General features: G+C 69.5%; 23 protein-coding genes and 4 tRNA genes. All 27 read left to right on the top strand.

Going from position 1 to position 25,803, the window contains the following annotated elements:
* Nucleotides 1-354: 354 nt before the first annotated feature.
* The 27 genes from ACYVGD_RS05540 (at nt 355) to gcvP (ending at nt 25,701) form a co-directional block, all read left to right on the top strand.
* Nucleotides 355-1,212, top strand: coding sequence for an IclR family transcriptional regulator (locus tag ACYVGD_RS05540; protein WP_460741992.1), 858 nt, complete (start codon nt 355-357; stop codon nt 1,210-1,212).
* Entirely contained in the window at nt 1,209-2,498 is a 1,290-nt protein-coding gene (locus ACYVGD_RS05545) for an ABC transporter substrate-binding protein (protein WP_460741993.1), read from the top strand. The genes ACYVGD_RS05540 and ACYVGD_RS05545 overlap by 4 nt, the downstream gene beginning before the upstream one ends.
* Nucleotide 2,499: 1 nt before the next feature.
* Nucleotides 2,500-3,426 carry a carbohydrate ABC transporter permease gene (locus ACYVGD_RS05550; RefSeq protein WP_460741994.1) on the top strand — a complete coding sequence of 309 codons (927 nt, stop codon included), beginning with the start codon at nt 2,500-2,502 and terminating at the stop codon, nt 3,424-3,426.
* Nucleotides 3,423-4,325: a carbohydrate ABC transporter permease gene (locus tag ACYVGD_RS05555; protein WP_460741995.1), complete on the top strand. Its 903-nt coding sequence runs from the start codon at nt 3,423-3,425 to the stop codon at nt 4,323-4,325. The genes ACYVGD_RS05550 and ACYVGD_RS05555 overlap by 4 nt, the downstream gene beginning before the upstream one ends.
* A 44-nt stretch (nt 4,326-4,369) precedes the next feature.
* Nucleotides 4,370-7,015, top strand: a complete 2,646-nt coding sequence (locus tag ACYVGD_RS05560) for a hypothetical protein (RefSeq protein ID WP_460741996.1) — start codon at nt 4,370-4,372, stop codon at nt 7,013-7,015.
* The gene (locus ACYVGD_RS05565; RefSeq protein ID WP_460741997.1) at nt 7,012-8,118 is read left to right on the top strand and encodes a glycoside hydrolase family 88 protein; all 1,107 of its coding nucleotides are present in this window, start codon (nt 7,012-7,014) and stop codon (nt 8,116-8,118) included. The genes ACYVGD_RS05560 and ACYVGD_RS05565 overlap by 4 nt, the downstream gene beginning before the upstream one ends.
* A 2-nt stretch (nt 8,119-8,120) precedes the next feature.
* Nucleotides 8,121-8,939 (top strand): 5-dehydro-4-deoxy-D-glucuronate isomerase, encoded by an 819-nt coding sequence (gene kduI / locus ACYVGD_RS05570; protein ID WP_460741998.1) that lies wholly within the window; start codon nt 8,121-8,123, stop codon nt 8,937-8,939.
* Entirely contained in the window at nt 8,939-9,697 is a 759-nt protein-coding gene (locus ACYVGD_RS05575; RefSeq protein WP_460741999.1) for an SDR family oxidoreductase, read from the top strand. Before kduI ends, ACYVGD_RS05575 begins: the two co-directional genes overlap by 1 nt.
* Before the next feature lie 135 nt (nt 9,698-9,832).
* Nucleotides 9,833-9,905 (top strand) — tRNA-Gly (locus ACYVGD_RS05580).
* 41 nt (nt 9,906-9,946) lie between these two features.
* Nucleotides 9,947-10,017 (top strand) — tRNA-Cys (locus ACYVGD_RS05585).
* A 1-nt stretch (nt 10,018) separates the two neighbouring features.
* A tRNA-Val gene (locus tag ACYVGD_RS05590) sits at nt 10,019-10,094 on the top strand.
* A gap of 52 nt (nt 10,095-10,146) precedes the next feature.
* Nucleotides 10,147-10,638 carry an acetamidase/formamidase family protein gene (locus ACYVGD_RS05595; RefSeq protein WP_460742000.1) on the top strand — a complete coding sequence of 164 codons (492 nt, stop codon included), beginning with the start codon at nt 10,147-10,149 and terminating at the stop codon, nt 10,636-10,638.
* Between the two features lie 581 nt (nt 10,639-11,219).
* The gene (locus tag ACYVGD_RS05600; protein WP_460742001.1) at nt 11,220-12,083 is read left to right on the top strand and encodes an aminotransferase class IV; all 864 of its coding nucleotides are present in this window, start codon (nt 11,220-11,222) and stop codon (nt 12,081-12,083) included.
* A gap of 70 nt (nt 12,084-12,153) precedes the next feature.
* Nucleotides 12,154-12,226: transfer RNA gene (locus ACYVGD_RS05605), tRNA-Val, on the top strand.
* A 446-nt stretch (nt 12,227-12,672) separates the two neighbouring features.
* Nucleotides 12,673-14,661, top strand: coding sequence for a threonine--tRNA ligase (gene thrS / locus ACYVGD_RS05610; protein WP_460742002.1), 1,989 nt, complete (start codon nt 12,673-12,675; stop codon nt 14,659-14,661).
* Nucleotide 14,662: 1 nt separating this feature from the next.
* A complete protein-coding gene (locus tag ACYVGD_RS05615) occupies nt 14,663-15,250 on the top strand; it encodes an HIT family protein (protein ID WP_460742003.1) in 588 nt (195 codons plus the stop codon).
* On the top strand, nt 15,250-16,143 hold the full coding sequence (locus ACYVGD_RS05620; RefSeq protein WP_460742004.1) for a phosphatidylinositol mannoside acyltransferase: 894 nt from the start codon (nt 15,250-15,252) through the stop codon (nt 16,141-16,143). The genes ACYVGD_RS05615 and ACYVGD_RS05620 overlap by 1 nt, the downstream gene beginning before the upstream one ends.
* On the top strand, nt 16,136-17,257 hold the full coding sequence (locus ACYVGD_RS05625) for a glycosyltransferase family 4 protein (RefSeq protein ID WP_460742005.1): 1,122 nt from the start codon (nt 16,136-16,138) through the stop codon (nt 17,255-17,257). Before ACYVGD_RS05620 ends, ACYVGD_RS05625 begins: the two co-directional genes overlap by 8 nt.
* Before the next feature lie 9 nt (nt 17,258-17,266).
* Nucleotides 17,267-18,097, top strand: a complete 831-nt coding sequence (locus ACYVGD_RS05630) for a DUF881 domain-containing protein (RefSeq protein WP_460742007.1) — start codon at nt 17,267-17,269, stop codon at nt 18,095-18,097.
* Complete coding sequence (locus tag ACYVGD_RS05635) at nt 18,094-18,426, top strand: small basic family protein (RefSeq protein WP_460742009.1); 333 nt, start codon at nt 18,094-18,096, stop codon at nt 18,424-18,426. The genes ACYVGD_RS05630 and ACYVGD_RS05635 overlap by 4 nt, the downstream gene beginning before the upstream one ends.
* Nucleotides 18,419-19,345 (top strand): DUF881 domain-containing protein, encoded by a 927-nt coding sequence (locus tag ACYVGD_RS05640; RefSeq protein ID WP_460742011.1) that lies wholly within the window; start codon nt 18,419-18,421, stop codon nt 19,343-19,345. The genes ACYVGD_RS05635 and ACYVGD_RS05640 overlap by 8 nt, the downstream gene beginning before the upstream one ends.
* A gap of 30 nt (nt 19,346-19,375) precedes the next feature.
* A complete protein-coding gene (gene gcvH / locus ACYVGD_RS05645) occupies nt 19,376-19,759 on the top strand; it encodes a glycine cleavage system protein GcvH (protein WP_460742013.1) in 384 nt (127 codons plus the stop codon).
* A 136-nt stretch (nt 19,760-19,895) separates the two neighbouring features.
* Nucleotides 19,896-20,408 (top strand): FHA domain-containing protein, encoded by a 513-nt coding sequence (locus ACYVGD_RS05650; protein ID WP_460742015.1) that lies wholly within the window; start codon nt 19,896-19,898, stop codon nt 20,406-20,408.
* A complete protein-coding gene (gene ftsR / locus ACYVGD_RS05655) occupies nt 20,408-21,130 on the top strand; it encodes a transcriptional regulator FtsR (protein ID WP_460742016.1) in 723 nt (240 codons plus the stop codon). The genes ACYVGD_RS05650 and ftsR overlap by 1 nt, the downstream gene beginning before the upstream one ends.
* Nucleotides 21,131-21,179: 49 nt before the next feature.
* Entirely contained in the window at nt 21,180-21,704 is a 525-nt protein-coding gene (locus ACYVGD_RS05660) for a bifunctional nuclease family protein (protein ID WP_460742017.1), read from the top strand.
* Between the two features lie 418 nt (nt 21,705-22,122).
* Nucleotides 22,123-22,692 (top strand): MerR family transcriptional regulator, encoded by a 570-nt coding sequence (locus tag ACYVGD_RS05665; RefSeq protein ID WP_460742018.1) that lies wholly within the window; start codon nt 22,123-22,125, stop codon nt 22,690-22,692.
* Between the two features lie 141 nt (nt 22,693-22,833).
* Nucleotides 22,834-25,701 (top strand): aminomethyl-transferring glycine dehydrogenase, encoded by a 2,868-nt coding sequence (gene gcvP, locus ACYVGD_RS05670; RefSeq protein WP_460742019.1) that lies wholly within the window; start codon nt 22,834-22,836, stop codon nt 25,699-25,701.
* The last annotated feature ends 102 nt before the right edge of the window (nt 25,702-25,803 follow it).

Genomic DNA, 25,803 nt, shown 5'->3' on the forward strand with positions numbered 1-25,803 from the left:
TCGGCAGGCACGCGCCCGCGGACGACACCGTGTGGTGTGGGCCGGCAGCAGTGCCGGTTCGGGCGGTCAGCCCCTTGTGGGGGTCGGTGATCCTCGGGCAGCGGGGTCACCGCGGCGGCCAAGGGCTCGATGCCCCGAGTGAATCCCCCTCTGGGGGACCACATCAAACCGGATATCACTATCTGAGATAAAATCTCGAATAGTGGGATTTGTGAACGGCTGTCACGTCGAAGTTGCGGGTTGGTCACGTTTGTCCATGGGTGTTGGGGGGTGCTATGAATCCTCCCGGGGAAGGGAATACGCTCATCCCTATGAGCGGTTCGCTGGATCGTTCAGTGAACTCGGAGGCGGGCGATGACGGCCGACATGGCACTGCGCACCCAGGGCGAGGAGTCATTCCCGTCCGGGACGCTCCAGCGCGGCCTCGCGATCCTGGCCCATCTCGGCGCCGGCGAGGCGCCCACCGTCGTCGAATTGATGGAGCGCCTCGACCTCAGTCGCAGCGCCACCTTTCGCATCCTCGGCGTCCTGCGTGACCACGGTCTCGTGCGATGGGACTCGTCGTCCAGTGCCCGCATCACCCTTGGTGACTCCGCCATCCTCCTCGGGATGACCGCACTGGCGCAGTCGGACGTCTGGGAGGTGGCGCACAACCTCATCCGCGCGCTCGCCGAGGAGACCGGCGAGGCCGCCCTGATGGCCGTCGTCGACGGGGGAGAGGTCGTCTACGTCGCCCACGAGGACCGCAGCTCCCACGTGGTGGGGGTACGCCGCCTCCTCGGCGTACGCCGGCCGATCGAGGTCACCTCCCTGGGCAAGGCGTACGCGGCCGCGCTCCCGCCGGCTGATGTGGAGGCACTGATCCCCCTCCTCGGCTTCGTGCCGGGCACGCCCACCACCCTCACCGACGCCGCCTCCTTCCGCGCCGAGCTGGCCGCGACCCGCGCCCGGGGCTACGCCATCGACGACGGCGAGCAGGACCCCGACGTCATGTGCTTCGGCGCGGCGATCCTCGACCACCGGGAGATGCCCGTCTACGCGATCTCCATCGCCGGGCCGCGGGAACGGATCGAGCCGCGCTCGGCCGAGCTGAGCGCCCGGGTCATGAACACCGCCCGTGAGATCAGCCTGCGGCTCGGCTGCCCGACGACCGCGTACACCGCCAGACCTGTCACACCGAACATGCAGGACACCACGAAAGGAAAGTCATGAAGAAGTTCGCCACAGCTGTCGGCGCCCTTGCTGTCGCGGGCGCCATGACGCTCTCGGCATGTGCGCCCGGCGCGCAGACCGAGGCCCCCACCAAGCAGGACGAGGGGGACAAGACCCTCACCTACCTGTACTTCACCGATGGCCCCGACGAGCAGGCGACGCGCAACCTGGTCAAGAAGTTCGAGGAGAAGACCGGCGCGAAGGTCAACATCGAGATCGTTCCCTTCGCCAACCTCGAGCAGCAGCTCCAGGCCCGCCTGGCCGGCGGCAACGCGCCCGACGTCGCCCGCCTCGCGGCGGTCACGCCGTTCAAGAACGACCTGCTCAACCTCAATGAGACCCAGAAGGCGGCCCTCGACGGACAGTTCCTTGACGGCTACAAGGCCATCACCCACAACGGAGACGAACTCATCGCCGCGCCCAGCGACCTGACGATGAACGGTCCGCTGGTCAACGCCGCACTGTTCCAGAAGGCCGGCGTGCCGCTGCCGACCAAGGAGAACCCCTGGAAGTCGTGGGACGAGATGGCCCAGGCTGCCCAGAAGGTCAAGGAGGCGAACAAGACCGAGTACGCCATCGCGATGGACGTCTCCGGCCACCGCATCTCCACTATGCTGGCTCAGTACGGCACGACGCTCTACTCGGCCGACGGCAAGTCGGTCGCGTTCGACGAGGCCAAGGGTGCCGAGGCCATCAAGAAGTTCAACGACCTGAACCAGTCCGGGGCCATGCCGAAGGATCTGTTCATCCAGTCGGGCTCCAAATACAAGGCCGCCAACGAGATCTTCCTCGCCCAGCAGACCCCCGTCTACATCTCGGGCAACTGGCAGGTCGCGGCGTTCCAGAAGACGGCCCAGTTCGATTGGAAGGCCGTCCCCAACCCGTGTCAGGCCAACTGCGGTGGCTTCCCCGGTGGCAAGTTCATGGCGGCGTTCAAGCAGTCGAAGAAGCAGAAGCTGGCCGCTGAGTTCATCGCCTTCATGAACAGCAAGGAGTCGCAGGAGCAGATGTCGGCCGAGGCCAACTTCCTGCCGACCCGCAAGGACCTCATCTCCAGCGGCGTGAAGTACACGACGCGCGCCGAGGACATGGACGTCTTCCTGAGCGATGTGTCGAAGACCTCGGATGCGGCGTTCGGCACGGCGTACTCCCCGGCCTTCTCGGGTGCTGCCAAGACGGTCCAGAACGAGCTGTCGGCTGTGCTGGCGGGCAAGGGCACCCCTGAGGGAGCCGCCGCCAACATCAAGGCCGGCGCGGACAAGGCGCTGAAGGATGCCACGAAGTGACGTGGACGCCCCGGTGAAGGCCGGGGCCCAGGCGGCGGCGCCCAGGCGCCGCCGCCGCATCTTCACGGCCAAGAACGTCGCGCCCTACCTGTTCGTGCTGCCGAACATGCTGATCTTCGGGCTCTTCACGATCTACCCGGCGATCAACATGTTCAACTACTCGCTGTACGACTCGAACAACGGACGCACGTTCAAGTGGGTCGGTACGGCCAACTACGCCGAGCTGCTCACCAGCGACGAGTTCGGCCGCGTCTTCCTCCACACCGTCATCTTCACCGTCGGCTTCGTCGGCCTCACGGTGATCCTGTCCACCCTGTTCGCGGTGCTGCTGAACGACGCCTTCCCCGGGCGCTCGTTCTTCCGCTCGGTGCTGTTCCTGCCCTCGCTGCTGTCGGCGGTCGTCGTCGGCCTGCTGTGGGGTTGGATCCTCGACCGCGGCAACGGCCTGCTCAACATCATGCTGGGCTCGTTGGGCCTGCCCCAGCCCGGCTGGTTGACGGAGGGCCGCCTGACGCTGTTCGTCATCGTGCTCGTGGCGCTGTGGATGCACACCGGCTTCTACACGCTCATCATGCTGTCGGGACTGCAGGGCATCGACCCAAACGTCTACGAGGCAGCCAAAGTCGACGGCGCGACCGGCATGCAGCGGTTCTTCCAGATCACGTGGCCGCTGCTGCGCCCGACGTCGCTGGTCGTCTTGATCCTGTCGACGATCTCGGGCTTCCAGTCGTTCGACTTCATCTACACCCTCACCGGCGGCGGCCCGGTAGGCGCGACGACGCTGATCGTGCAGTACATCTACGAGGCAGCCTTCGACAGCCCCATCCGGTACGGCCTCGGCTTCGCGGGCGGCGTGATCCTGTTCCTCTGCGTCTTCGCGTTCACACTGATCAACTTCTTCAACGGACGTCGGCAGGAGGCGGCATGAGCACCACGGCCAACATCCCGGACGAGGTGGCGGACAAGCCCGCAAGAAAGGAACCGACCTGGACGGGCACTCAGCGCAACAAGCCCCCGGCCACGTGGTCGGTCATCCGCTACGTGCTGCTGGTGGCGATGGCGATCATCGTGCTTGCCCCGCTGGTCTGGACCGTCCTGTCGAGCTTCAAGTCGCAGGCCGAGCTCGGCATGATCCCTCCGCGGGTCCTGCCGGAGAGCTTCGCGCCGACGAACTACACCGAGGCGATTGAGACGTTCCGCTTCTCCACCTACCTGAAGAACTCCGTCATCGTGACCGTGGGCGCGACGCTGCTCACGGTGATCGTCAACACAATGTGCGCGTACGGGCTGGCGAAGTACAACTTCCGAGGGCGCAACTTCCTGTTCCTCCTCGTGCTCGCCACGATCATGGTGCCGCTTCAGGTGATCCTGATCCCGGTCTACCAGGTGGCTGCCCAGCTGGGCTTGGTCAACTCCTACCTCGGCCTGATCATCCCGCCGGCGGCGACGCCGACGGGGGTGTTCCTGCTGCGTCAGTTCATGCTGGGGCTGCCGGACGAGCTGATCGAGGCGGCACGCGTCGACGGGGCGGGCGAGTTCCGCACGTTCCTGCGGGTGATGCTGCCGCTGTGCGGGCCGCCCATCGCGGTCGTGACCATCTTCTCGGTGATGTGGCGCTGGAACGACTTCCTGTGGCCGCTGATCATCAGTCAGAAGGAGGCCATGTACACGCTCCCGGTGGCGCTCGCGCAGTTCAACAGCCAGGAGACCGTGCCGTTCAACTACATCCTGGCGATGTCGGTGGTCTCGATGATCCCCGTCATCATCATCTTCCTGTTCCTCCAGCGTCAGATCGTCACCGGCATCGCGAGCTCCGGCCTCAAGTGACGTCCTGATCCGAAGGAAGACCCTCCCCTGAGAAGGAAGTCCCGGTGAGCAACGAGGTCGCACGACCCGATGACCATCCGGCCTCCGGGCGGACGGTCCACGCGCTCGACGAGTGTGGGACCGTCCGCCACTGGCTGGTCAGCCCCGCCTGGGAGGTGCCCGCTGACGACCTGGACGAGGTCCTGGCCGCCGACGGCTCCCCTTGGCACGACACCGAGGCGGGGCTGGGCCGCTGGGTCCTCACCAACGGCCCCGACGTCACGCCCTGCAAGGAGGCGTTGCACGCGCGGCGCCCCCTCGGCGACGACCCGCCGACCGGCGCCCCGGAGGCCGGGGGAGAGGTGGCGTACCACTGGTCCGGACACGACCTGAGCGGGACGTGGGCGCGCCTGCATACCAGTGCCGACGGGCTCGTCGACTGGAGCCAGTTCTGCTTCACCCCCGTCTACCGCATCGCGGCCGCCACCACTGTCCTGGAGGTCGATCAGGCCGACCGGCGTCGTCTGCTGATCGCGTCGACGGGCCCGTGGCGGGCTTACCTGGGTGGGCGGGAGGTGGCCGCGAGTGACACCGTCACCTACATGGAGCCGGCAGAGGTGTCGGTCGACGTCTTCCTGCCCTCGCGCAGCAGCGTGCTCACCGTCGTGAGCTGGCAGGTCGCTTGCCGCGAGTGTCGCCATGTGCTGCGCGTACGCGTGGCCGGCCTCCCCGTGCGCGTGGTGCTGCCGTCGCCGGGGGCGGACGAGTGGGAGAGCGCCGTCGCCGAGCGTGCCCTGGCGGCCGTGGGGACCGACGGCTGGGGAAGCGACGACGGCTGCGTACGCCTCGTCGGGCCGGACGGTCTCCGGCTCGCCGTTACCTCCGAGGCCGGTGAGGACGTCGTCGAGCTCGTCGACGGCTGCGCCAGCCTCGACTGCGTCCAACCACAGGCCAGTGGCCTGCTGGCCCGGTTCGGCTCAATCCAGGTACGCCTGGCCGGTGCCGACCCGGTCCGCGTACCCGTCCACGTGACCTTCCCGGTCGGACGGCTGCCACAGCGTCACCGGGACGCCCCCGAGGGGGAGCCCGAGGCGTGGCGGCGGGAGTTCCTCGAGCACGCGTCGGTCCGTGGCGGCGTGGGCGGGGCGCTGTCCGCCGTGGCCCTCGACCCCGACCGGGAGGTCACCCCTGACGACGTGGCCGACGCGCTGCGCATGGTCCGCTCACGCTGCGACTGCGCCGACTTCGAGACCGTCGGGCTCGTCAACCTCCTGCACCGGGCCAGACGCTGGGCTCCGGGCCTGCGCGAGGACGTGCTCGACGCGCTGGCCGACATGAAGTACTGGATCGACGAGCCTGGTCTCGACGCCATGTGCTGGTTCACCGAGAACCACCAGCTCGTCTGGCACACCGCCGAGCTGCTGGTCGGCCAGCTCTTGGCCGACCGCACGTTCTCCAACAACGGCTGGACCGGCGCCCAGCACGCCGAGCACGGCCTGCAGCTGGCCAAGGACTGGATCCGCGCCCGCCTGGCTGGTGGGTTCAGCGAGTTCGACTCGAACGCCTATCTGGCGATCGACACGCTCGCCCTGGTCTCGCTCGCCGAGCACGCCCACGACACCGAGCTCCGCGAGCTGGCGGCCGGCCTGGCAGACCGCGTCCTCATCTCGCTGGCGGCGAACTCGTGGCGCGGCATCCACGGCTCGGCCCATGGTCGCTCCTACGTCCAGACCCTCCGTTCGTCCCGGTTGGAGGAGACCGCCCCGCTGTCGTGGGTACTGTTCGGCGTGGGCGCGCTCAACGACATGACCCTGCCGACGGCGGTCGTGGCGACCGCCGAGCTCTACCGCGTGCCCGAGGTCGCCCGCGCGATCGCGGTCGCCCAGCCCGACCGCTACTGGGCGGTGCAGCGCTACCGCGGGCGTCACCTGTTCGAGCACGACCTGCTCGACCGCCAGTTCGGCTCCGACACCGCCATCTTCACCACGCCGCACGTGATGCTGGCCTCCGCGCAGGACTACCGCCCGGGGCTGCCCGGGCTGCAGGAACACGTGTGGGGCGCCACGCTGGGCCCCGAGTGCCAGGTGTTCGTCACCCACGCGCCCAACACCTCCTACTCGCCGTCCGCTCGGCCCAATACGTGGGCGGGCAATCGCGAGCTGCCCCGCGTACGCCAGCACCACGAGGTGCTGCTGGCGCTCTACCGTCTGCGTGACGGCGACCCGATGGGGTTCACGCACGCCTGGTTCCCGACCTCGCGGCTGGACGAGTGGACGCTGTCCGGTCCGTGGGCGGTCGGGCGTCGCGGGGACGGCTATGTGGCGATTGCCTGCGCAGGTGGTGTCGACCTCACCCAGGCGGGCCCTGACGCGCGTCACGAGCTCCGCCCGCGCGGCGACGGCCGGGCGTGGGTGTGCGTGGTGGGCGATGCGCCCACCCACGGTGATCTCGCCACGTTCGCCGCGGGCTTGCCCGAGCCCCGCTTCGGCCGGGACCTGGTCGAGGTGGCGTACGCCGGCCGCGAGCACGCCCTCACCTGGGACGGGCCGTTTCTGGTGAACGGCCGCCCCGTCGACCTGGAGCCCGACGGCTCGCCGCGACCCTTCGTCCCGTTCGAGTCCCCGTTCTGCGAGGTGGTCGACGGCACGCTGGTCGCCCGGTGCGGGGGCCTCGAGCACCACGTGGACCTCACCCGAGGGAGGGCGCTGTGAGCGAAGACGTGGGCCTCGACCCGACCGTCTCGGAGGCTGCAGAGCCGCCGCGTACGCCCACTCCCGCGCTGTCGACGGCGGACCTCGTCGATGCGGGCGACCGGGTCGCACGGCGCGCCGAGGCCATGCGCCTGCACCGCTGGTTCTGGGGCGAGGGGGTCGTACTGCACGGCCTGCTCGACTGGGCCGACGCCAACGGGCGCCCCGAGCCGGCGTCGGTGGGGGAGTTCCTCGCCAACGCACGCGCGGTCGGCGTACGCCCCGACCACGTGAACTCTCTCGCCCCCGGCGGGGCGGCCGTGCGGCTCGACCACGCCGACCTCGTCCGCATCCTGGATGCGTGGCTGGACGGTGCCGACGTGACCCGGGCGCCCAACGGCGCGGTGGAGCACTGGCCCGGTGGCGTGTGGGCCGACACGGTCCACATGATGGGGCTGTTCCTGCTCGCCAAGGCGCGTCGCTTCGTCGATCCCGAGCCCGCGCGGACGATCGCCCGGCAGTGGCTGGCCCACGCCGACATCCTCCAGCACCCCGACAGTGGTCTGATGGCCCACGGCTCCCACCACGGGGAGACGATCTGGTGCTTCTGGGGCCGGGCCAACGCCTGGCTCGCGCTCTCGGCGACCGACATCCTCGAGGTGGCCCGCGACCTGGGCGACCCGGAGCTCGACGAGCTCGCCGACCAGGTCCGCGTACGCCTGAGGCGTCAGCTCCGCTCGCTCGTCGCGGTGCAGCCCGATCACGGCGTGTGGGACGTCCTCGTGGACTCCCACCCCGAGGTACGCGGCATCCTCGAGACGTCGGCCGCGGCGGGCATCGCCGCAGCGCTGTGGCGGGCGCGCCGGCTGGGCGTCGGCGACGATGGCCACGACCGGGCCGCCGACCTCGCGATGCGCGCGGTCCACGCCTACACCGAACAGGATGGGACGCTCGCCCTCACGAGTGCCGGCACCATCCTCCAGCTCATCCCCTTCGGGTACGCGGTCATCCGTTCGGACCGCATCCAGCCCTGGGGACAGGGCCTCGCGCTGCGTGCGTACGCTGAGGCCGTACGCGCCCGGCGCGAGGAATCAGACCGCACCGACGACCACCACCAGGAGTGATCATGGACACCCGACCCAGCACCGCCCCCGACCAGATGCCACTGCTCGACACGGCCGACATCTACGACCGCTTCGTCGTGACCGACCTCTTCCAGGAGGGCAAGGTGTCGCTGACGTACGCCATGGAGGACCGCATGATCCTCGGCGGTGTCCTCCCCGGCTCCGGCGAGGTGAAGCTCGAGGCACCGGCCGAGGTCCGCTCCGAGTTCTTCTGCGAGCGGCGCGAGCTGGGGGTCGTGAACGTCGGCACGGCCGACGGCAAGGTTGTCTGCGACGGCACCGACTACACGCTGAAGCCCAAGGAGGTCCTCTACGTGGGCCGCGGGACCAAGGACGTCACGTTCTCGGGCGACACCGCGCTCTACCTCGCGTCGGCGACCGCCCACGCCGAGCACCCGACGACCCACGTCTCCGCCGAGGAGGCCGCGCCGATCGAGCTCGGCGACATCAAGACGTCGAACGAGCGCACGATCCGCAAGTACATCCACGCCGACGGCGCCGCGTCGTGCCAGCTGGTGCTGGGTGTCACCGACCTCGCCGAGGGCTCGATGTGGAACACCATGCCGGCCCACGTCCACGACCGCCGCACCGAGTGCTACCTGTACTTCGGGCTGCCCGAGGACCAGCGCGTCGTGCACATGATGGGTGAGCCGCAGGAGACCCGCCACGTGATCCTGTCCGACAAGCAGGCCGTCATCTCTCCGGCGTGGTCGATCCACTGCGGCTTCGGCACGTCGAGCTACAGCTTCGTCTGGGCGATGGCGGGCGAGAACCTCGACTACACCGACGTCGAGCCTGCCCCGATCACGGCGCTGCGCTGATGCGGGGCCCGGGCGCGCTGTTCTCCCTCGCTGGCCGCACGGCCGCCGTCACCGGCGCGTCGCGCGGCATCGGCGAGGCCATCGCCATCGGTCTGGCCCAGGCCGGCGCCGACGTCATCGGCGTCTCCTCGCGCGGCTGCGCGGGCGGTCGGGCCGACCGGGAGGTGACCGCCCTCGGGCGCTCGTTCACCTCGAAGGAGTGCGATCTGTCCGACCGTGCCGCGACTCGCGCGCTGGCCGACGAACTGCGTGGCGTGGACATCCTCGTCAACAACGCGGGCACCATCCGGCGGGCGCCGGCCGCGGAGACCACAGACGAGGACTGGGACCACGTCATCGAGACCAACCTAAGCAGCGCGTTCGTGCTGGCCCGAGCCGTCGGCGGCGCCATGGTGGAGCGGGGGAGCGGGGCCATCATCTTCACGGCTTCGCTGCTGAGCTTTCAGGGCGGCATCACCGTCCCCGCGTACGCGGCCTCCAAGCACGGCATCGCCGGCATCACCAAGGGCCTGGCGAACGAGTGGGCCGCGAAGGGGGTACGCGTGAATGCGATCGCGCCCGGCTACATCGCCACCGACAACACCGAGGCGCTGCGCGACGACGAGACGCGCAGCCGCCAGATCCTCGAGCGCATCCCTGCGGGACGCTGGGGCGAGGCATCGGATATCGCCGGGGCGGCCGTGTTCCTGGCCAGCGACGCGGCTGCGTACGTGCACGGACAGGTGCTCGCGGTCGACGGCGGCTGGCTCGGCAGATGACGTCTGCGGAGGGGATCTGCGGCCCGGCGGATGCCCTCCGCGACACGCCACAGACCGACGATTTGTGTTCCTGGCAGAAGGTGGTCTATGTTTATCCACGCGCTGAACGAGGCGGAAACGCCGAGTGAAAAGCATGCGGACGTGGCTCAGCTGGTAGAGCATCACCTTGCCAAGGTGAGGGTCGCGGGTTCGAATCCCGTCGTCCGCTCGGAGTGGGGCCTCCCCCCATGGGGTTTCTGCCCCACACGTGGTGGGTTGGCCGAGAGGCGAGGCAACGGACTGCAAATCCGTTTACACCGGTTCAAATCCGGTACCCACCTCGGGCGGTTGGCGCAGTTGGTAGCGCGCTTCCCTGACACGGAAGAGGTCATCAGTTCAAATCTGGTACCGCCCACCAGCAACACCCCTCGTCAGCGGCCTCTTCGGACCGCCGACAAGGAGGCAGAGAAATGCCTCTGGTGCAGTTCAGGCCCAACGAGACCTCGTCGAACCGGGGCGGACGTCGGCCGGGGCCGCGCGCATCCGTCGCGCCACCTGCTCGCTCACGTCGAGTCCCCCATGGAGCGCAAGGAGTTGGCGAGGTCTGCGTATCGGCCATGGAACTGGGGAGCATGTATGGCGAGGTCCGCGTTCGTCTGCACAAGGGGCGAACCATCTCTGCTCCTCGGTTCGAGACCTCAGGTCCGCTTCGAGCGGGCATAGAGGACGCGGGCTACCACGCGACGATGGGTATCGCGCCTGACCTCATGACGGCCAGTAAGGAAGCGGTCCGAGGCATGATCGAACTGCTAGGGCAAAACTATTCGCTAGAACCAGCGGACGCCTATCTGTTGTGCAGCGTCGTGGTGGACCTCAAGATCAGCGAACTCGTCGACGCACCAAACTGGGTAGTCACTGCGTACCTGCCAAAGTCGGTGATGAACCGCCGTGTGCATCACTGACGTCGCGGAGCAGTTGAGCACTGAATAGGCAGGGCTTCCTCAGGCTCCGTGTAGAGGAGATGAGTCGCAGCAGCCGAAGTGGCAAACTCCGGTTCCGGCGCCCACCTCACCGAGTGGACGTTGCGTGAGCTCGCGCGTGCCGGCGTTGCGACTGAGAAAAGTCTTGATGCGTGTAGGGGCGGACCTGAGCACGCATGCAACACAAGACCCAAAAGCGCGGGTCCGGCGGCGCCAGCCGACCGCTGATAGGGACACGGTCCAGATGAGGTCTCTTCGTAACGTGGGTGCCGGCAGCTGACGCATCACCAACCCGACGGCCGTCTCTTCGATGGAAGGAGGGTGGTCGTCCTGGACACCGACACGGCGCGCTACCGATCGCCGTAACCCGGGCCATGGACGTCCAAGTCGCCCACCTGCCAGGGCGCTCGGCCCTTCCCCGCCCGTCGTGTCCATGATTCGAGATCGCGGCCGCTGCGGGCGCGCCGGGCTTCTCGACGGGTTCCCGCCGACCTCGACGGATCGTTGCGGCACCCCTGCGGCCCGCCGTCGTCGCGTCGCTCGGCAAGAGGCACAATATGCCCATGGCTGCAGATGACTTCGACCAGACCCGGGTGTGGGTCGACGGCACCCTGTATGAGACGTCTGACGAGGCGAGGGTCTCCGCGATCGACCACGGCATCGTCGTGGGCGATGGCGTCTTCGAGGCGTTCAAGGCGATCGACGGCGCGGCCTTCACTCCCACCCGTCACCTGGCCCGCATGCAGCGCTCAGCGGCCTCCCTGGGGCTGCCGGAGCTCGACCTGGGGCTCGTACGCGAGGGGATGGACGCGGTGCTGGACGGGTTCGACCAGCCCCTGGGCCTGTTCCGGATCACGTACACCGGCGGCCGCGGCCCGCTGGGCTCCGGCAAGGCATCCGGCCCGACCACACTGGTGGTGGCCCTGCAGCCGTCCGCGCCCAAGCCCCTCACGACGACCATCGTCACCACCCCGTGGGAGCGCAACGTGCGGGGCGCGATGTCGGGGGTGAAGACGACCTCGTACGCGGAGAACGTCCGCGGGCTCGCGTACGCCATCGACCGCGACGCGACCGAGGGGATCTTCACCAACACCGACGGCAACCTGTGCGAGGGCACGGGCTCCAACATCTTCTGCGTCTTCGGTGACGAGGTCGTCACCCCGCCGCTGTCGGCGGCCCCGTTGGCTGGCGTGACGCGCGGCCTCGTCCTGGAATGGGGGAGTGAGGCCGGCGTATCCATGGTCGAGCGCGACATGAGCCTCGACGAGGCGAAGGGCGCGGACGAGGTCTTCCTCACGTCGTCGTCGCGCGACGTGCAGGGTGTCGAGCGCTGGGACGACACCACGTGGCAGGCACCCGGTCCCATGACCAGGCGCCTGCGTGAGGTGTGGGACGAGCGGGCTTCGGCCGATCTCGACCCTGCCTGACGATCAGGGCTTGTCGAGGATGCACGGATGCGACAAGGGTGGTCAGATCGGCTATAGTTCAACGACGCACGGGCGGTTGGCGCAGTTGGTAGCGCGTTTCGTTCACACCGAAGAGGTCGCTGGTTCGAGTCCAGTACCGCCCACCGAGCAAGGCCCCTGACAGCGGTCGGGGGCCTTTGTCGTCCCCGACCTGGTCGGGTTCGTGGTGCCTGGCTGGTTTCAACGCTCGCGACCAACCTCGCCCCGGCGGAGGTCAACCGTCTGCAGACGTCCTTCATCGAGTCGGTCGCACCGGTCGTGGACGACGCGATGATGCGTGGCTTCCGCGAGGTCGACGTCACGATCAACGGGCTGGCCGCCGACCCGATGGCCACCCTGGGCCCGATCCGTGGCATGACGACGCCGTCTGCCAGATCAAGGAGTGGAGCGGCTGACTCCTGTCTCGCCGGCCCTCGCTCTGAGAGAGCGGCTTGTGCCGTGGCTGGGAGAGCAGTCACGCGGGTGCGGGAGCGGTCGGTCGCCCACGAGGCGGCGGGCTGGCAGAATGGGCCACCGAGCCGAGCCGCGGCCCGCACCGAAAGGAAACGACGTGTCCCTCAGCATTACCCTGGTCAGCTCTGGATCGACCGAGGAGCGACAGGTGGACACGACGACCACGGGCCTCGACCTGTTCGGCGACGATCGCAGCGTCGTCGCGATGAAGGTCAACGGCGAGACCAAGGACCTGGCAGTGGTGCTCGTCGACGGCGACACGGTCGAGCCGGTGCTCGTCACTTCCGACGAGGGTCTGGCGATCCTGCGCCACTCGTGCGCCCACGTCTCAGCCCAGGCCGTGCAGAACCTGTACGCCGACGCCAAGCTGGGCATCGGCCCGCCCATCACCGACGGTTTCTACTACGACTTCCTGCTCGAGAACGCCCTGCAGCCCGACGACTTGAAGGCCATCGAGAAGAAGATGGTCCAGATCATCAAGGAGAAGCAGCGCTTCGTCCGCCGCGTCGTGACCGACGCCGAGGCCGTCGAGGAGCTCGCCGACGAGCCGTTCAAGCTCGAGCTGGTCCAGCTCAAGGGCAACGCGTCCGACGACGACGGTTCGTCGGTCGAGGTCGGCGCGGGCGAGCTGACGATCTACGACAACGTCCGCCGTGACGACTCCCGCGCCTGGGGCGACCTGTGCCGCGGTCCGCACGTGCCGCACACCGGCTACATCAACCAGGCCGCGTTCTCCCTGATGCGGACGAGCGCGGCGTACTGGCGTGGCGACCAGACCAACCCCCAGCTGCAGCGTCTGTACGGCACGGCGTGGGCCTCGAAGGAAGACCTGCAGGCCTACAAGACCCGGCTCGAGGAGGCCGCCAAGCGCGACCACCGCAAGCTGGGCGCCGAGCTCGACCTCTACTCGTTCCCCGAGGAGCTGGGCGCTGGCCTGCCGGTGTTCCACCCGAAGGGCGGCGTCATCAAGCGCCAGATGGAGGACTACGTCCGTCAGCGCCACATCGACGCCGGCTTCCTCTACGTGGGCACGCCCCACATCTCCAAGGAGGAGCTGTTCCACACCTCGGGCCACCTGCCGTACTACGCGGACGGCATGTTCCCCGCCATGGACGACGACGGCCAGCCCTACCGCCTCAAGGCGATGAACTGCCCGATGCACAACCTGATCTTCAAGTCGCGCGGCCGTTCCTACCGTGAGCTCCCGCTGCGCTTCTTCGAGTTCGGCACCGTCTACCGCAACGAGAAGTCCGGCGTGCTGCAGGGCCTGACCCGCGTACGCTCCATCACCCAGGACGACTCCCACTCCTACGTGACGCCGGAGCAGGCGCCCGACGAGATCAAGCACCTGCTCGACTTCGTGCTCGGCCTCCTGCGCGACTTCGGCCTCGACGACTTCTACCTCGAGCTGTCCACACGCGACGAGGACGGCAAGAAGAAGGACAAGTTCATCGGCTCCGACGAGCAGTGGGCCGAGGCGACGCGCATCCTCGAGGAGTGTGCCAACGAGACCGGCCTCGAGTGCGTCCCCGACCCGGGCGGTGCCGCCTACTACGGCCCGAAGATCTCCATCCAGGCCCGCGACGCCATCGGCCGCACCTGGCAGATGTCGACGATTCAGTACGACTTCAACCAGCCGCACCGCTTCGGCCTGCACTACACCGCCGCTGACGGCTCCCACGCCGAGCCGGTCATGATCCACTCGGCGAAGTTCGGCTCGATCGAGCGGTTCATGGGCGTGCTGGTCGAGCACTACGCCGGCGCCTTCCCGGTGTGGCTCTCGCCGGTCCAGGTCCAGATGATTCCCGTGGCCGCCGACTTCCTCCCGTACCTCGAGCAGGTGGCGGCGAAGCTGCGGGCCGCCGGCGTACGCGTCGAGATCGACGACTCCGACGACCGCTTCCCGAAGAAGATCCGAAACGCGCAGAAGACCAAGGTGCCCTATATGCTCATCGCCGGTGGCGACGACGTCGAGGCCGGCGGCATCAGCTTCCGCTACCGCGACGGTTCGCAGAAGAACCAGGTCCCGGTCGACGAGGCGATCGCCGAGATCACGCAGGCCATCGCCAACCGCGCGCAGGTTTGACATGACCGATCCCGACCAGTACGGCGACCTGCACCGCGACCAGGCCGAGGATTCCTCGGGCCTGGTGGGGGTGCCGGACTCGTTCCAGCGCCTGTGGACGCCCCACCGGATGGTCTACATCGGCGGCGAGAACAAGCCGAAGGACGCCTCGGAGCCGGAGTGCCCGTTCTGCCGGGCTCCTGGACGCGACGACGCCGACGGCCTGGTCGTCCATCGCGGCGAGCACGCGTTCGTCGTGATGAACCTCTACCCCTACTCGCCGGGACACCTGCTCGTATGCCCGTACCGCCATGTGGCCGGCTACCCCGAGCTCACGCCCGAGGAGACCATCGAGGTCGCGATCCTGACCCGTCAGGCCATGCGTGTGCTCCGGGTCGTGTCCAACCCCGCCGGGTTCAACCTCGGCATGAACCAGGGAGCGGTCGGCGGGGCGGGGATCGCCGCCCACCTCCACCAGCACGTCGTGCCCCGCTGGCAGGGCGACTCCAACTTTATGCCGATCATCGCCCAGACCAAGCCCCTGCCCCAGCTCCTCGAGGACTCGCGCCGCCGCCTGGCCGAGGCCTGGGCCGAGCACGCCGGAGACTGATGCGCGCCCGCGCCGAGCTCGTCGACGCGGTCAACCGACGGGTCTTCCGCGCCGTGGGCCGCGTCGCGCCCCGACTGTCGGCCCGCCAGACGACCCTGCTGGGGCGCGCCGTCGGCCGCGTCGCGCTCCCGGTCGACTGGAGCCACCTGCAGACACTGCGTCGCAACCTCACGCTGACGCTCGGCCACGAGCCCGCACCGGCGCTCATGCGCGCCGCGATCGCCTCGTGGGTGCGGGTCTACGTCGAGGTCCAGGCCGTGGCCGGCTGGGACCCCGGCCGCGCGGTCGCCTCGGTGTGTGTCGATCCCGTCCAGGAGGCCCGCCTGCGGGAGGCGTACGCCAGCACCGGCGCCGTCGTGGCGCTCCCGCACATGGGCAACTGGGATCTCGCTGGTGCCTGGGCCTGCGCCACGGGCATGCCCGTCACGACGGTCGCCGAGCGTCTCGGCGAGCAGGAGTTCGCCGCGTTCACCGCGATCCGCCGCCGCATCGGCATGGAGGTCTACGCCCACGACGACCCCGGCGCCATGCGTGCGCTGGTCACGGCGGTCCGCGAGGGACGCGTCGTGTGCCTGATGGGGGACCGCGACCTGCCCGGAACCGGGCTGTCCGTCGACTGGGCGGGCCACGAGGTGACCCTGCCGCCCGGTCCCGCGATGGTCGCGCGCCGCTCCGGGGCCGCGCTGTTCGCCGCCGCGACCCACTACACGCCCGACGGGATAGTGATCGAGATCTCCGATCCGGTCGAGCACCGTCCCGGTCGCGACGGTCTCCAAGCCATGACCCAGGACCTCGCGGACCACTTCTGCGCCGCCGTACGCCGCCACCCGCAGGACTGGCACATGTTCCAGCCGTTCCTCGCCGTCGACCGGACCACGACCGACCATGGCTGAACGACTGACGATCGGCCTGGTCTGCCCCTACTCGCTGGCCCGGCCCGGAGGAGTGCAGAACCATGTGCTCGGGCTCGCGGGCCACCTCGTCGGCGCCGGGCACGAGGCCCACGTCCTCGCCCCCGGCAGCCCGGCACCCGACCAGCTCGCCGCCCACGGGCTGACACCCGAGCGGGTCACCAGCACGGGTCTGGCACTGCCCGTGCCAGCCAACGGATCCACCGCGCGGATCGGCTTCGGCCCGCTCACCGCGGCGCGTACGCGGGCGTGGATCGACCGGCTGCGTCCCGACGTGCTCCATCTCCACGAGCCGGTCACGCCGTCGGCGTCGCTGCATGCGCTTTGGGCCGCCCCCCGCCGGACCGCGGTCGTAGCGACGTTCCACTCCGTGGCGGACTCGTCGCGGCTCCGGGAGGCGGCCGGGGCGGTGCTCGGCCGCTGCCTCGCCCGAATCGACGTCGCCGTGGCCGTGAGCGAGGCAGCCGCCGAGCAGGTGCGGGCGCCCTACCGGGTCGACCCGGCCGTCGTCCCGAACGGGTTCCGGCAGGCCGAGTTCGCCGGAGCCGTCTCCCGCACCGCGAGGCCCCGGATCACTTTCCTGGGACGCGTGGACGAGCCACGCAAGGGACTCGACACGTTCGTCGCGGCCGCCGGCGCGATCCACGCCGCACGACCCGACGCCCACTTGGTGGTCGCCGGCCCGGGACGGCGTACGCTGCCCGCGCCGATGCAGCGTCTCGACATCCTGTCTGACGCCGATCGGGCCCGGCTACTGAGGTCCTCGGACGTCGTCGTCACCCCCAACACCGGTCGGGAGAGCTTCGGGCTGGTGGTGATCGAGGCCCTCGCCGCCGGCGCCCACGTGGTCGCCAGCGACCTGGCGTCGTTCCGGGCGGTCGTGACCGATGGCGACGGCCGGGTGCATGCGGACCTCGTCCCCGTCGCCGATGCCGACGCGCTGGCCCGAGCCGTCCTCGAAGCGATCCGACGGCCGGCCGACGAGCGTGGGCGTGACCACGTGGGACGCTACGACTGGGCGTCGGTCGGCCCGCGCCTGGAGGCGGCGTACGCAACGGCGCGCGCGCGACGAGCCCGCGGTGCCCACCCGGGTTAGGCTGTGGAGATGTCCGCGTCCCCAGGCTCGACCTCCGCGCGCGCGACCCCGCCGACACGCCGGGTCGACGCGAGCATGAGCCTGCTCAACGACGTGATGTCCCACCCCATCGATCCCGACTACCGGCGGGTTGCCGAAAGCGCCGACCGCCCCGCCCAGAACCGCTGGCGACTCGGCGCGGCGGCCGCCGGCGTGGGCCTGCTCTTCACGCTGGCGGCCACCCACACGACCCAACAGCTGCCCGCTGCGGAACTGGAGCACCGCACGCTCGTCGACCAGGTCACCGAGGGGCAGCGCCGCAACACCGCGCTGCGCAGCGACGTCGAGACCGAGCGATCGACGGTTCGGCAGCTGCGCCTGGACGAGGCCTACGACGAGACGGACCGCCGGCTCGCCGACCAGCTCGAGACCGTCGGCGCCATCACCGGCACCATGCCTGTCACGGGGCCCGGACTCGTGATCGTCGTCGACGATGCTGCGCGCGGCGGGTCCCAGAACCGCGTCATCGACCGCGACCTGCAACAGCTGGTCAACGCGCTGTGGCTGTCCGGGGGAGAGGCGGTCGCCATCAATGGCCACCGCCTGTCGTCGCTGACCGCGATCCGCGGGGCGGGGGACAGCATCACCGTGGACTACCGGTCGCTGGTGCGGCCCTACGAGGTCACGGTGATCGGCGACCCGCGTACGCTTTCCGACAAGCTGGCCGCCGCTCCCGGCGGTCGCACCTGGGCGTTGTTGCGCGACCGCTACGGCCTCCGCTACGACGTCACCGAGAACAAGGAGTTGCGGCTGCCCGCCGACCCGGGCATCGCGCTGAGGCACGCGAGGAGGGCTTCGTGATCCCGATCCTGGGACTCATCATCGGCATCGTGCTCGGCATCCTGCTCGAGCCGACGTTGCCGCCCTTCCTCCAGCCGTACCTGCCGATCGCCATCGTGGCCGCACTCGACGCCGTGTTCGGCGGTGCACGCGCCTGGCTGGACGGGATCTTCACCGACAAGGTCTTCGTCATCTCGTTCGTGTCGAACGTGCTGATCGCGGCGCTCATCGTGTGGATCGGCGACCAGATCGGCGTCGGCGCCCAGCTGTCCACCGGTGTCGTCGTCGTTCTCGGCATCCGGATCTTCACGAACGCCGCCGCCATCCGCAGGGCGGTGTTCCATGCCTGATCTCGAGCGCGACGAGCCCCAGGAGCGAGCCGAGCACCAACAGTGCACCGAGCCCGACGGCCAGGAGTGTGCTGGGGCGCCACACGCCCAGCCTGGGGCGGCCGCCGGCGAGGCGAGGTCTCGGGGCGACGACGGGCACGAGATCGATGGCGACCGGTTGAAGGAGTACGACGAGCAAAGCCCACGCCACGCCGCGTCGACTGCCGCCGGCGTGCGGGTGCGCGAGGCGCTTCTGCACGTCAGCCGCTCCCAGGTCGTCGTCGCCGTGGTCCTGGGGCTGCTCGCCATGGGTTTCGTGATGCAGGTCCGCGCCCGCGCCAACGACACGTCGTACGCCACGGCGCGCCGCGCAGACCTCGTCCAGATGGCCGACGGCCTGGACGCGGAGGCGCGTCGTCTCGAGGGCGACCTGCGGGCGCTGGAGGAGACCCGTCGTGCGCTCGAATCGAACCGCGGCTCCGCGGAGGTCGCCCGCAGCGCCTCTCGCGCCCGCTTGGACGAGCTGGCCATCTTGGCCGGAACCGCGCCGGCGCAGGGCCCGGGCGTACGCATCACGATCACCGACGTGAAGCACAAGGTCGACGTGGCCATGCTGCTCGACGCACTGGAGGAGATGCGTGACGCGGGGGCCGAGGCCATCGAGCTCAACGACGCCGTCCGTGTCGTCGCCCAGTCGTGGGTGGGCGGAACCCCCGGCGCCACCACCGTCGACGGCCGCCCCGTCGCCGGGACGATCGTCCTCGACGTGATCGGCGACCCGCACGCCCTCGAGGAGGCCGCACGGTTCCGCGGTGGCCTCGCGACGGAGGTGACCAGCCCGGCCGTCGGCGCCGCGATCACCATCGAGCGCTCGGAGCGCATCGAGGTGACGTCCTTGCACGCCGTGGCGGCGCCTCAGTACGCTCGCCCCGCGCGCTGATCACAGCCGCACCAGTCGAAGGAGTCGAAGGTGAACTTTCCCGAGGACCTGAAATACAGCGCCGAGCACGAGTGGGTGCGTCCTGGCAACGGCGCGACCGTCCGCGTCGGCGTGTCAGAGTACGCCACAGACCAGCTGGGCGACATCGTCTTCGTCGACCTGCCCGAGCTCGGTCAGGAGGTCAGCTCCGGCGACGCGTGCGGTGAGCTCGAGTCGACCAAGAGCGTCTCCGAGCTGTTCTCGCCGGTGTCCGGCGTGATCACATCGGTCAACGAGGTCGTGTCCGACTCGCCCGAGATCATCAACGCCGATCCCTACGGGGACGGCTGGCTGTTCGAGGTTGAGGTCTCCGGCGAGTCCGAGGTCGACGACCTCATGGACGCCGACGCGTACGCCGAGTCGGTCGGCGCCTGATCGCACGGCGTTGACCGGCTCCCCGTGTTCGGGGGGCTGGCACGCCAGAAGTGGCCCGCGGTGACACCACCACGGGCGGCCATCGCTAAACTGTTCGGACGCGGCGCCCGGCCGCGAGAGGGCGAGGAGACCACGCATGCCTTACTGCACGCGCTGCGGGCACAAGAATCCCGAAGGCAGCAACTTCTGCGCCCAGTGCGGCCATGCCCTCACCAACCCTGAGACCACCCAGATCAGCCAGGGCGACACCAGCCGCATCCCGGTCGTCGACGAACAGCTGACCGCAGGCGTCAACGAGCTGTCCACCGACGAGGAGGCGGCCATCGCGTCGCTGCCCGCGGGGCGGGCGCTGCTGATCGTGCTGCGCGGCCCGTCGGCCGGCGCACGGTTCCTGCTCGACGGTGAGACGACGACCGCGGGCCGGCACCCCGACTCCGACATCTTCCTCGACGACATCACGGTGTCACGCCACCACGTGCGGTTCACCCGCCAGGACGACACGACGATGGTGGCCGACACGGGCAGCCTGAACGGCACCTACGTCAACCGGACACTGATCGACGGCGAGGTCCCCCTGAAACAGGGAGACGAGGTCCAGATCGGCAAGTTCCGGATGGTCTACTTCGCCAGCCCCCACGGTTTGGTGTGATGCCCGGTCCGATGCGCAGCATCGGGCAGGTCCTGACCATCCTCAAGTCCGACTTTCCCGATATCTCGATCTCAAAGATCAGGTTCCTCGAGTCTGAGGGTCTGGTCTCGCCGGAGCGCGCGCCGTCGTCGGGATATCGGAAATATTCGGAGCACGACGTCGAGCGTCTGCGCTACATCCTCACGGTCCAGAAGAACCACTACCTGCCGCTGAAGGTCATCCGCGAACACCTCGACATGATGGACCGCGGCATGGCACCGCCACGGATCGAGCCGCCGACGCCGGCCGCCGAGTCCCCGGTGGCCGAGGCCGGGCCCGACGAGCCCACGGGGGCGCGGGCGGGCAACATCACCCCCGCTCAGGCCCAGAAGCGGCCGCCGCTGCGCATGTCGCGGCGAGAGCTGCTGGCGGCGAGCGGCCTCAGCGAGCCCCAGCTCATCGAGCTGGAGAAGGAGCTTCTGGTCACCCCGCGGCGCGGGACCTCCTACTACGGCCGTGAGGCCGTCACCATCGCGATCGCGGCACGCCGCCTCGCCGAGTACGGCATCGACGCCCGCCACCTCCGTCAGGTCAAGAGCTACGCCCAGCGCGAGTACAGCCTCATCGAGCAGGCGGTGGCCCCCTACCAGCGCCGGGCTTCCAGCCGGCCAGTCGCGCAGGAGGCGACCCAGCTCATGATCCACGTGCACGCCGCGATGATGCGGATTGCCGCCGACAGATAGCAGGCGTGCGGCCCGACCGCGCCGGTCGGGGATCGCGTACGCTGGCCCCATGCGCCGAGTCGATGTCATGGGTGTGCGGGTGGAGATGCCCTCCAACATCCCGATGGTCCTGCTCCGCGAGGTCGGCGGACAGCGATACCTACCCATCTGGATCGGTGCCAACGAGGCCGCCGCGATCGCCAATGCCCAGGAAGACCTGGTGCCGCCACGTCCGCTGACCCACGACCTGATGCTGAACATCATCCTCGACCTCGGCCACGTCCTCGACGAGGTACGCATCACCAGGCTCAACGAGGGGACGTTCTACGCCGAGCTCGTCATCGACGGCCGCACCGTCTCCGCCCGCCCGTCCGACGCCATCGCGCTGGCGGTCCGGGCCGGTGCGGACATCCTGTGCGCCGACGAGGTTCTTGACACTGCAGGCATCGAGGTGCCCGACGACGAGGGCGACCCCGCCGACCCGGACGAGGCCAGCGAGGACGTCGTCGAGGAGTTCCGGGAGTTCCTCGACCACGTGAACCCGGACGACTTCTTCACAGGCGACGACCCGCAGGACCCGCCCGACCGCGGCTGAGTCCCACGCCTCCCACCTCACGACAGGTCGAGAACTCCACGACAGGTCATCGATCGCCTGTTGTGGAGTTCTCGGCCTGTTGTGCCGCCAAGGCCGCACTCGTGGCGCAGGCAGGGGGTCGGATCGCTGGGGCGGGCGCGCATCGCTGGGGCAGGACGATGGGTGGCTGGGGGACAGACGGAGGGGCCACACCTCAAGTGGGGGTCGAGGCGTCCTCGAGACCTTGCCCCCCGCTCGGGCCGGCGTACATTTTCCGTAGTCAGAAGCACATCGGCGGCGACGTCCGTGGGCAAAACTCCACCAATTCGTGACCGACACGGCGACCGGGCTCGTTGACCGGGGACCCACCGGCGAATAGGTTCCCAGTAATCCCATGCGTGGTATTCCACGCGTCGCCTTCCCCCTTGAGCGAGGACACGTGAACACCAGGCACGAACCGGAGCAGCAGAGCTCTCCCGAGGTCGCGCAAGATCTCCTGTTCGACGGCGACTTCTCGCCGGTGCCCGAGGACATGGGCTTCCGTGGCCCGGTCGCCTGCAGCGCAGCCGGCATCACCTACCGCCAGCTTGACTACTGGGCGCGTACCGGTCTGGTCACCCCCGAGGTCCGTGGCGCGTCGGGCTCCGGCTCCCAGCGCCTCTACTCGTTCCGCGACATCCTCCTGCTCAAGGTCATCAAGTCGCTGATCGACGCCGGCATCTCGCTGCAGCAGATCCGCCGCGCCATCGACCACCTCCGCGCCCGCGGCGTCCAGGACCTCACCCAGGTCACGCTGATGTCCGACGGCGTCTCGGTGTTCGAGTGCACCACCGACAACGAGATCATCGACCTCCTCCGCGGCGGACAGGGCATGTTCGGCATCGCGCTGGGTTCGGTCTGGCGTGACCTCGAGGGGAGCCTGCTGCAGCTGCCGGGCGAGCGCGCCCACGAGCAGCCGATGCTCGACGACGAGCTGTCCCGTCGCCGTCGTGCGCGCGACGTCGGCTGAGCCTGCGTCACACCCCGACGTCATCGCGGCCCCTGTCCACATGGTGGGCGGGGGTCGACTAGTGTTGGCGGCCGGCGCCCCGGCAATCCGGCCGGACGGCACCCCACGTCGGACGGCGCCGCGAGCGAAGGAGCACGGGGAATGGACCAGACAACGCAGGGTTTCGTCGGACGCCACATCGGATCGGACCCGGCCGAGCAGCGGGCCATGCTGGAGGCGCTGGGCCTCGACGGCCTCGACACCCTCGTCGACGCGGTGATGCCGGGTGGCATCCGCTCCGACCTTCCCCAGCTGCCCCAGCCCGTCGGCGAGCAGGGCGTGCTCGAGGCACTGCAGGGGCTCGCCGCCATGAACAACCCGCTGCGCGCGATGATCGGCCTCGGCTATCACGACACGATCACCCCGGCGGTGATCCGACGCAACGTCCTTGAGGACCCGGCTTGGTACACGGCGTACACGCCCTACCAGCCCGAGATCTCCCAGGGACGCCTCGAGGCCCTGTTGAACTTCCAGACGATGGTCTCGGACCTGACGGGGCTGCCGACCTCCGGCGCGTCGCTGCTCGACGAGGGCACCGCCGTCGCCGAGGCGATCATGCTGGCCCGCCGCACCACGAAGAAGGGCTCGGTCGTCGTCCTGGACGGCGACATGCTCCCGCAGTCGATCGCGGTGGTGCGTACGCGCGCCCAGGCGATGGGCCACGAGGTCGTCGTGGCCGAGGGCTCGCTGGTCGAGGCCCTCCAGACCCACGAGGCCTTCGCCGTCGTCGTCCAGACCCCCGGCGCGTCGGGCCGCCTCCAGTCCCTGCAGGAGCTGCGCGAGATCGCCGACAAGGCCCACGACAACAACGCCCTCGTCATCGCCGCCTGCGACCTGCTCGCGCTGACCGTGACGGAAGCACCGGCCGAGTGGGGTGCCGACGTGGCCGTCGGCTCGTCGCAGCGCTTCGGCGTGCCGCTGTTCTACGGCGGCCCGCATGCCGGCTACATCGCCGTCCGCGCCGGGCTCGAGCGGTCGCTGCCCGGTCGTCTCGTCGGCGTCTCCAAGGATGCAGACGGCACCTCGGCGTACCGCCTCGCGCTACAGACCCGCGAGCAGCACATCCGCCGCGAGAAGGCCACGTCGAACATCTGCACCGCGCAGGTCCTGCTCGCCGTGGTGGCGGCGATGTATGCGGTCTACCACGGCCCGGAAGGGCTGAGGAACATCGCTGGGCGCATCCACGGGGCCGCCCGCGCGCTGGCCGGCTCGCTGGTGGCCGCCGGCCTCGAGGTCGTCCACGACCGGTTCTTCGACACCCTGCTCGTCAAGGCCCCCGGCCGTGCCCGCGCCATCGTCGACGACGCCCGCGACGGCGGCGTCCACCTGCGCCTCGTCGACGACGACCACGTCGGCATCTCGGTCGGTGAGCGCTCCGGTGACGACTCCGACCTCGGGGTCGTGTGCCAGGCCGTCAAGGCCGCTTTCGACGCCTCGGCCTCCCACGGCTCGATGGGGGAGCGGACGCGTACGACGCCGTTCCTGGAGCACCCGGTTTTCAACACCTACCACTCCGAGACCGAGATGCTGCGCTACCTGCGCGCGCTTTCCGACCGCGACTTCGCGCTCGACCGCGGCATGATCCCGCTCGGCTCGTGCACCATGAAGCTCAACGCGACCGCTGAGATGGAGCCCATCTCCTACGAGGGCTTCGCCAACCTCCACCCGTTCGCGCCGCAGGAGGACGCCGAGGGCTACCACGAGCTGATCTCGAGCCTGCAGGACTGGCTGGCCGCCATCACCGGCTACCACCGCGTGTCCATCCAGCCCAACGCCGGCTCGCAGGGCGAGTTCGCCGGCCTGATGGCGATCCGCGCCTACCACCGCGCCAACGGCGACGACCAGCGCGAGGTCTGCCTCATCCCGTCCTCGGCCCACGGCACCAACGCCGCATCGGCGGCCATGGCCGGCATGCGCGTCGTCGTCGTGAAGAGCGCCGACGACGGCTCGGTCGACATGGACGACCTGCGCGCCAAGCTCGACAAGCACCGCGACGAGCTCGCGGCCATCATGATCACCTACCCGTCGACCCACGGCGTCTACGAGGAGACCGTCACCGAGCTGTGCGCGCTCGTCCACGACGCCGGCGGCCAGGTGTACATCGACGGCGCCAACCTCAATGCGCTGTGCGGCATCGCCCAGCCGGGCCGGTTCGGCGGCGACGTGTCCCACCTCAACCTCCACAAGACGTTCTGCATCCCCCACGGCGGTGGCGGACCCGGCGTCGGCCCGGTCGCGGTGGCCGAGCACCTGGCCCCGTACCTCCCGAACCACCCGCTGTCCGACACCGCCGGACCCGGGACGGGAGTCGGTCCCATCTCCGCCGCGCCGCACGGCTCGGCCGGCATCCTGCCGATCAGCTGGGCCTACATCGCGATGATGGGTGCAGAGGGCCTGAAGGTGGCCACCCAGAACGCGATTCTCAACGCCAATTACATCGCAAAGCGCCTCGGCGACCACTTCCCGGTGCTGTACGCCGGCCAGGGCGGACTGGTCGCCCACGAGTGCATCCTCGACCTGCGCCCGATGACGAAGGCGACGAAGGTGACCGTCGACGACGTGGCCAAGCGCCTCATCGACTACGGCTTCCACGCCCCAACCATGTCGTTCCCCGTCGCCGGCACCCTCATGGTGGAGCCCACCGAGTCGGAGTCGAAGGCCGAGCTCGACCGTTTCTGCGACGCGATGATCGCCATCAAGGGCGAGATCGACCGGGTGGCGGCGGGGGAGTGGCCGGCCGGGGACAACCCGTTGCACAACGCGCCCCACACGCTGGCGCGCGTCACGGCCGACGAGTGGCCCCACCCGTACTCGCGGCGTGAGGCGGCGTACCCCGGTGGTCAGCACCTGGGTCCGATCGCGGGAGCGGGACGCGACAAGTACTGGCCCGCCGTCGCCCGCATCGACGGCGTGTTCGGCGACCGCAACCTCGTCTGCTCGTGCCCGCCGCTTGAGGCGTACGAGGGCTGAGCACTCGGGACGCGCCGGGCGACCGGCGCGTGCCTGAGATTTCCCACAGGGTCGTGTGGGGCCGGGGGTCGTCGGCGAACTCCTCGGTAGTGTGTCGGCAAA

This window comes from Mariniluteicoccus endophyticus (assembly GCF_054780035.1).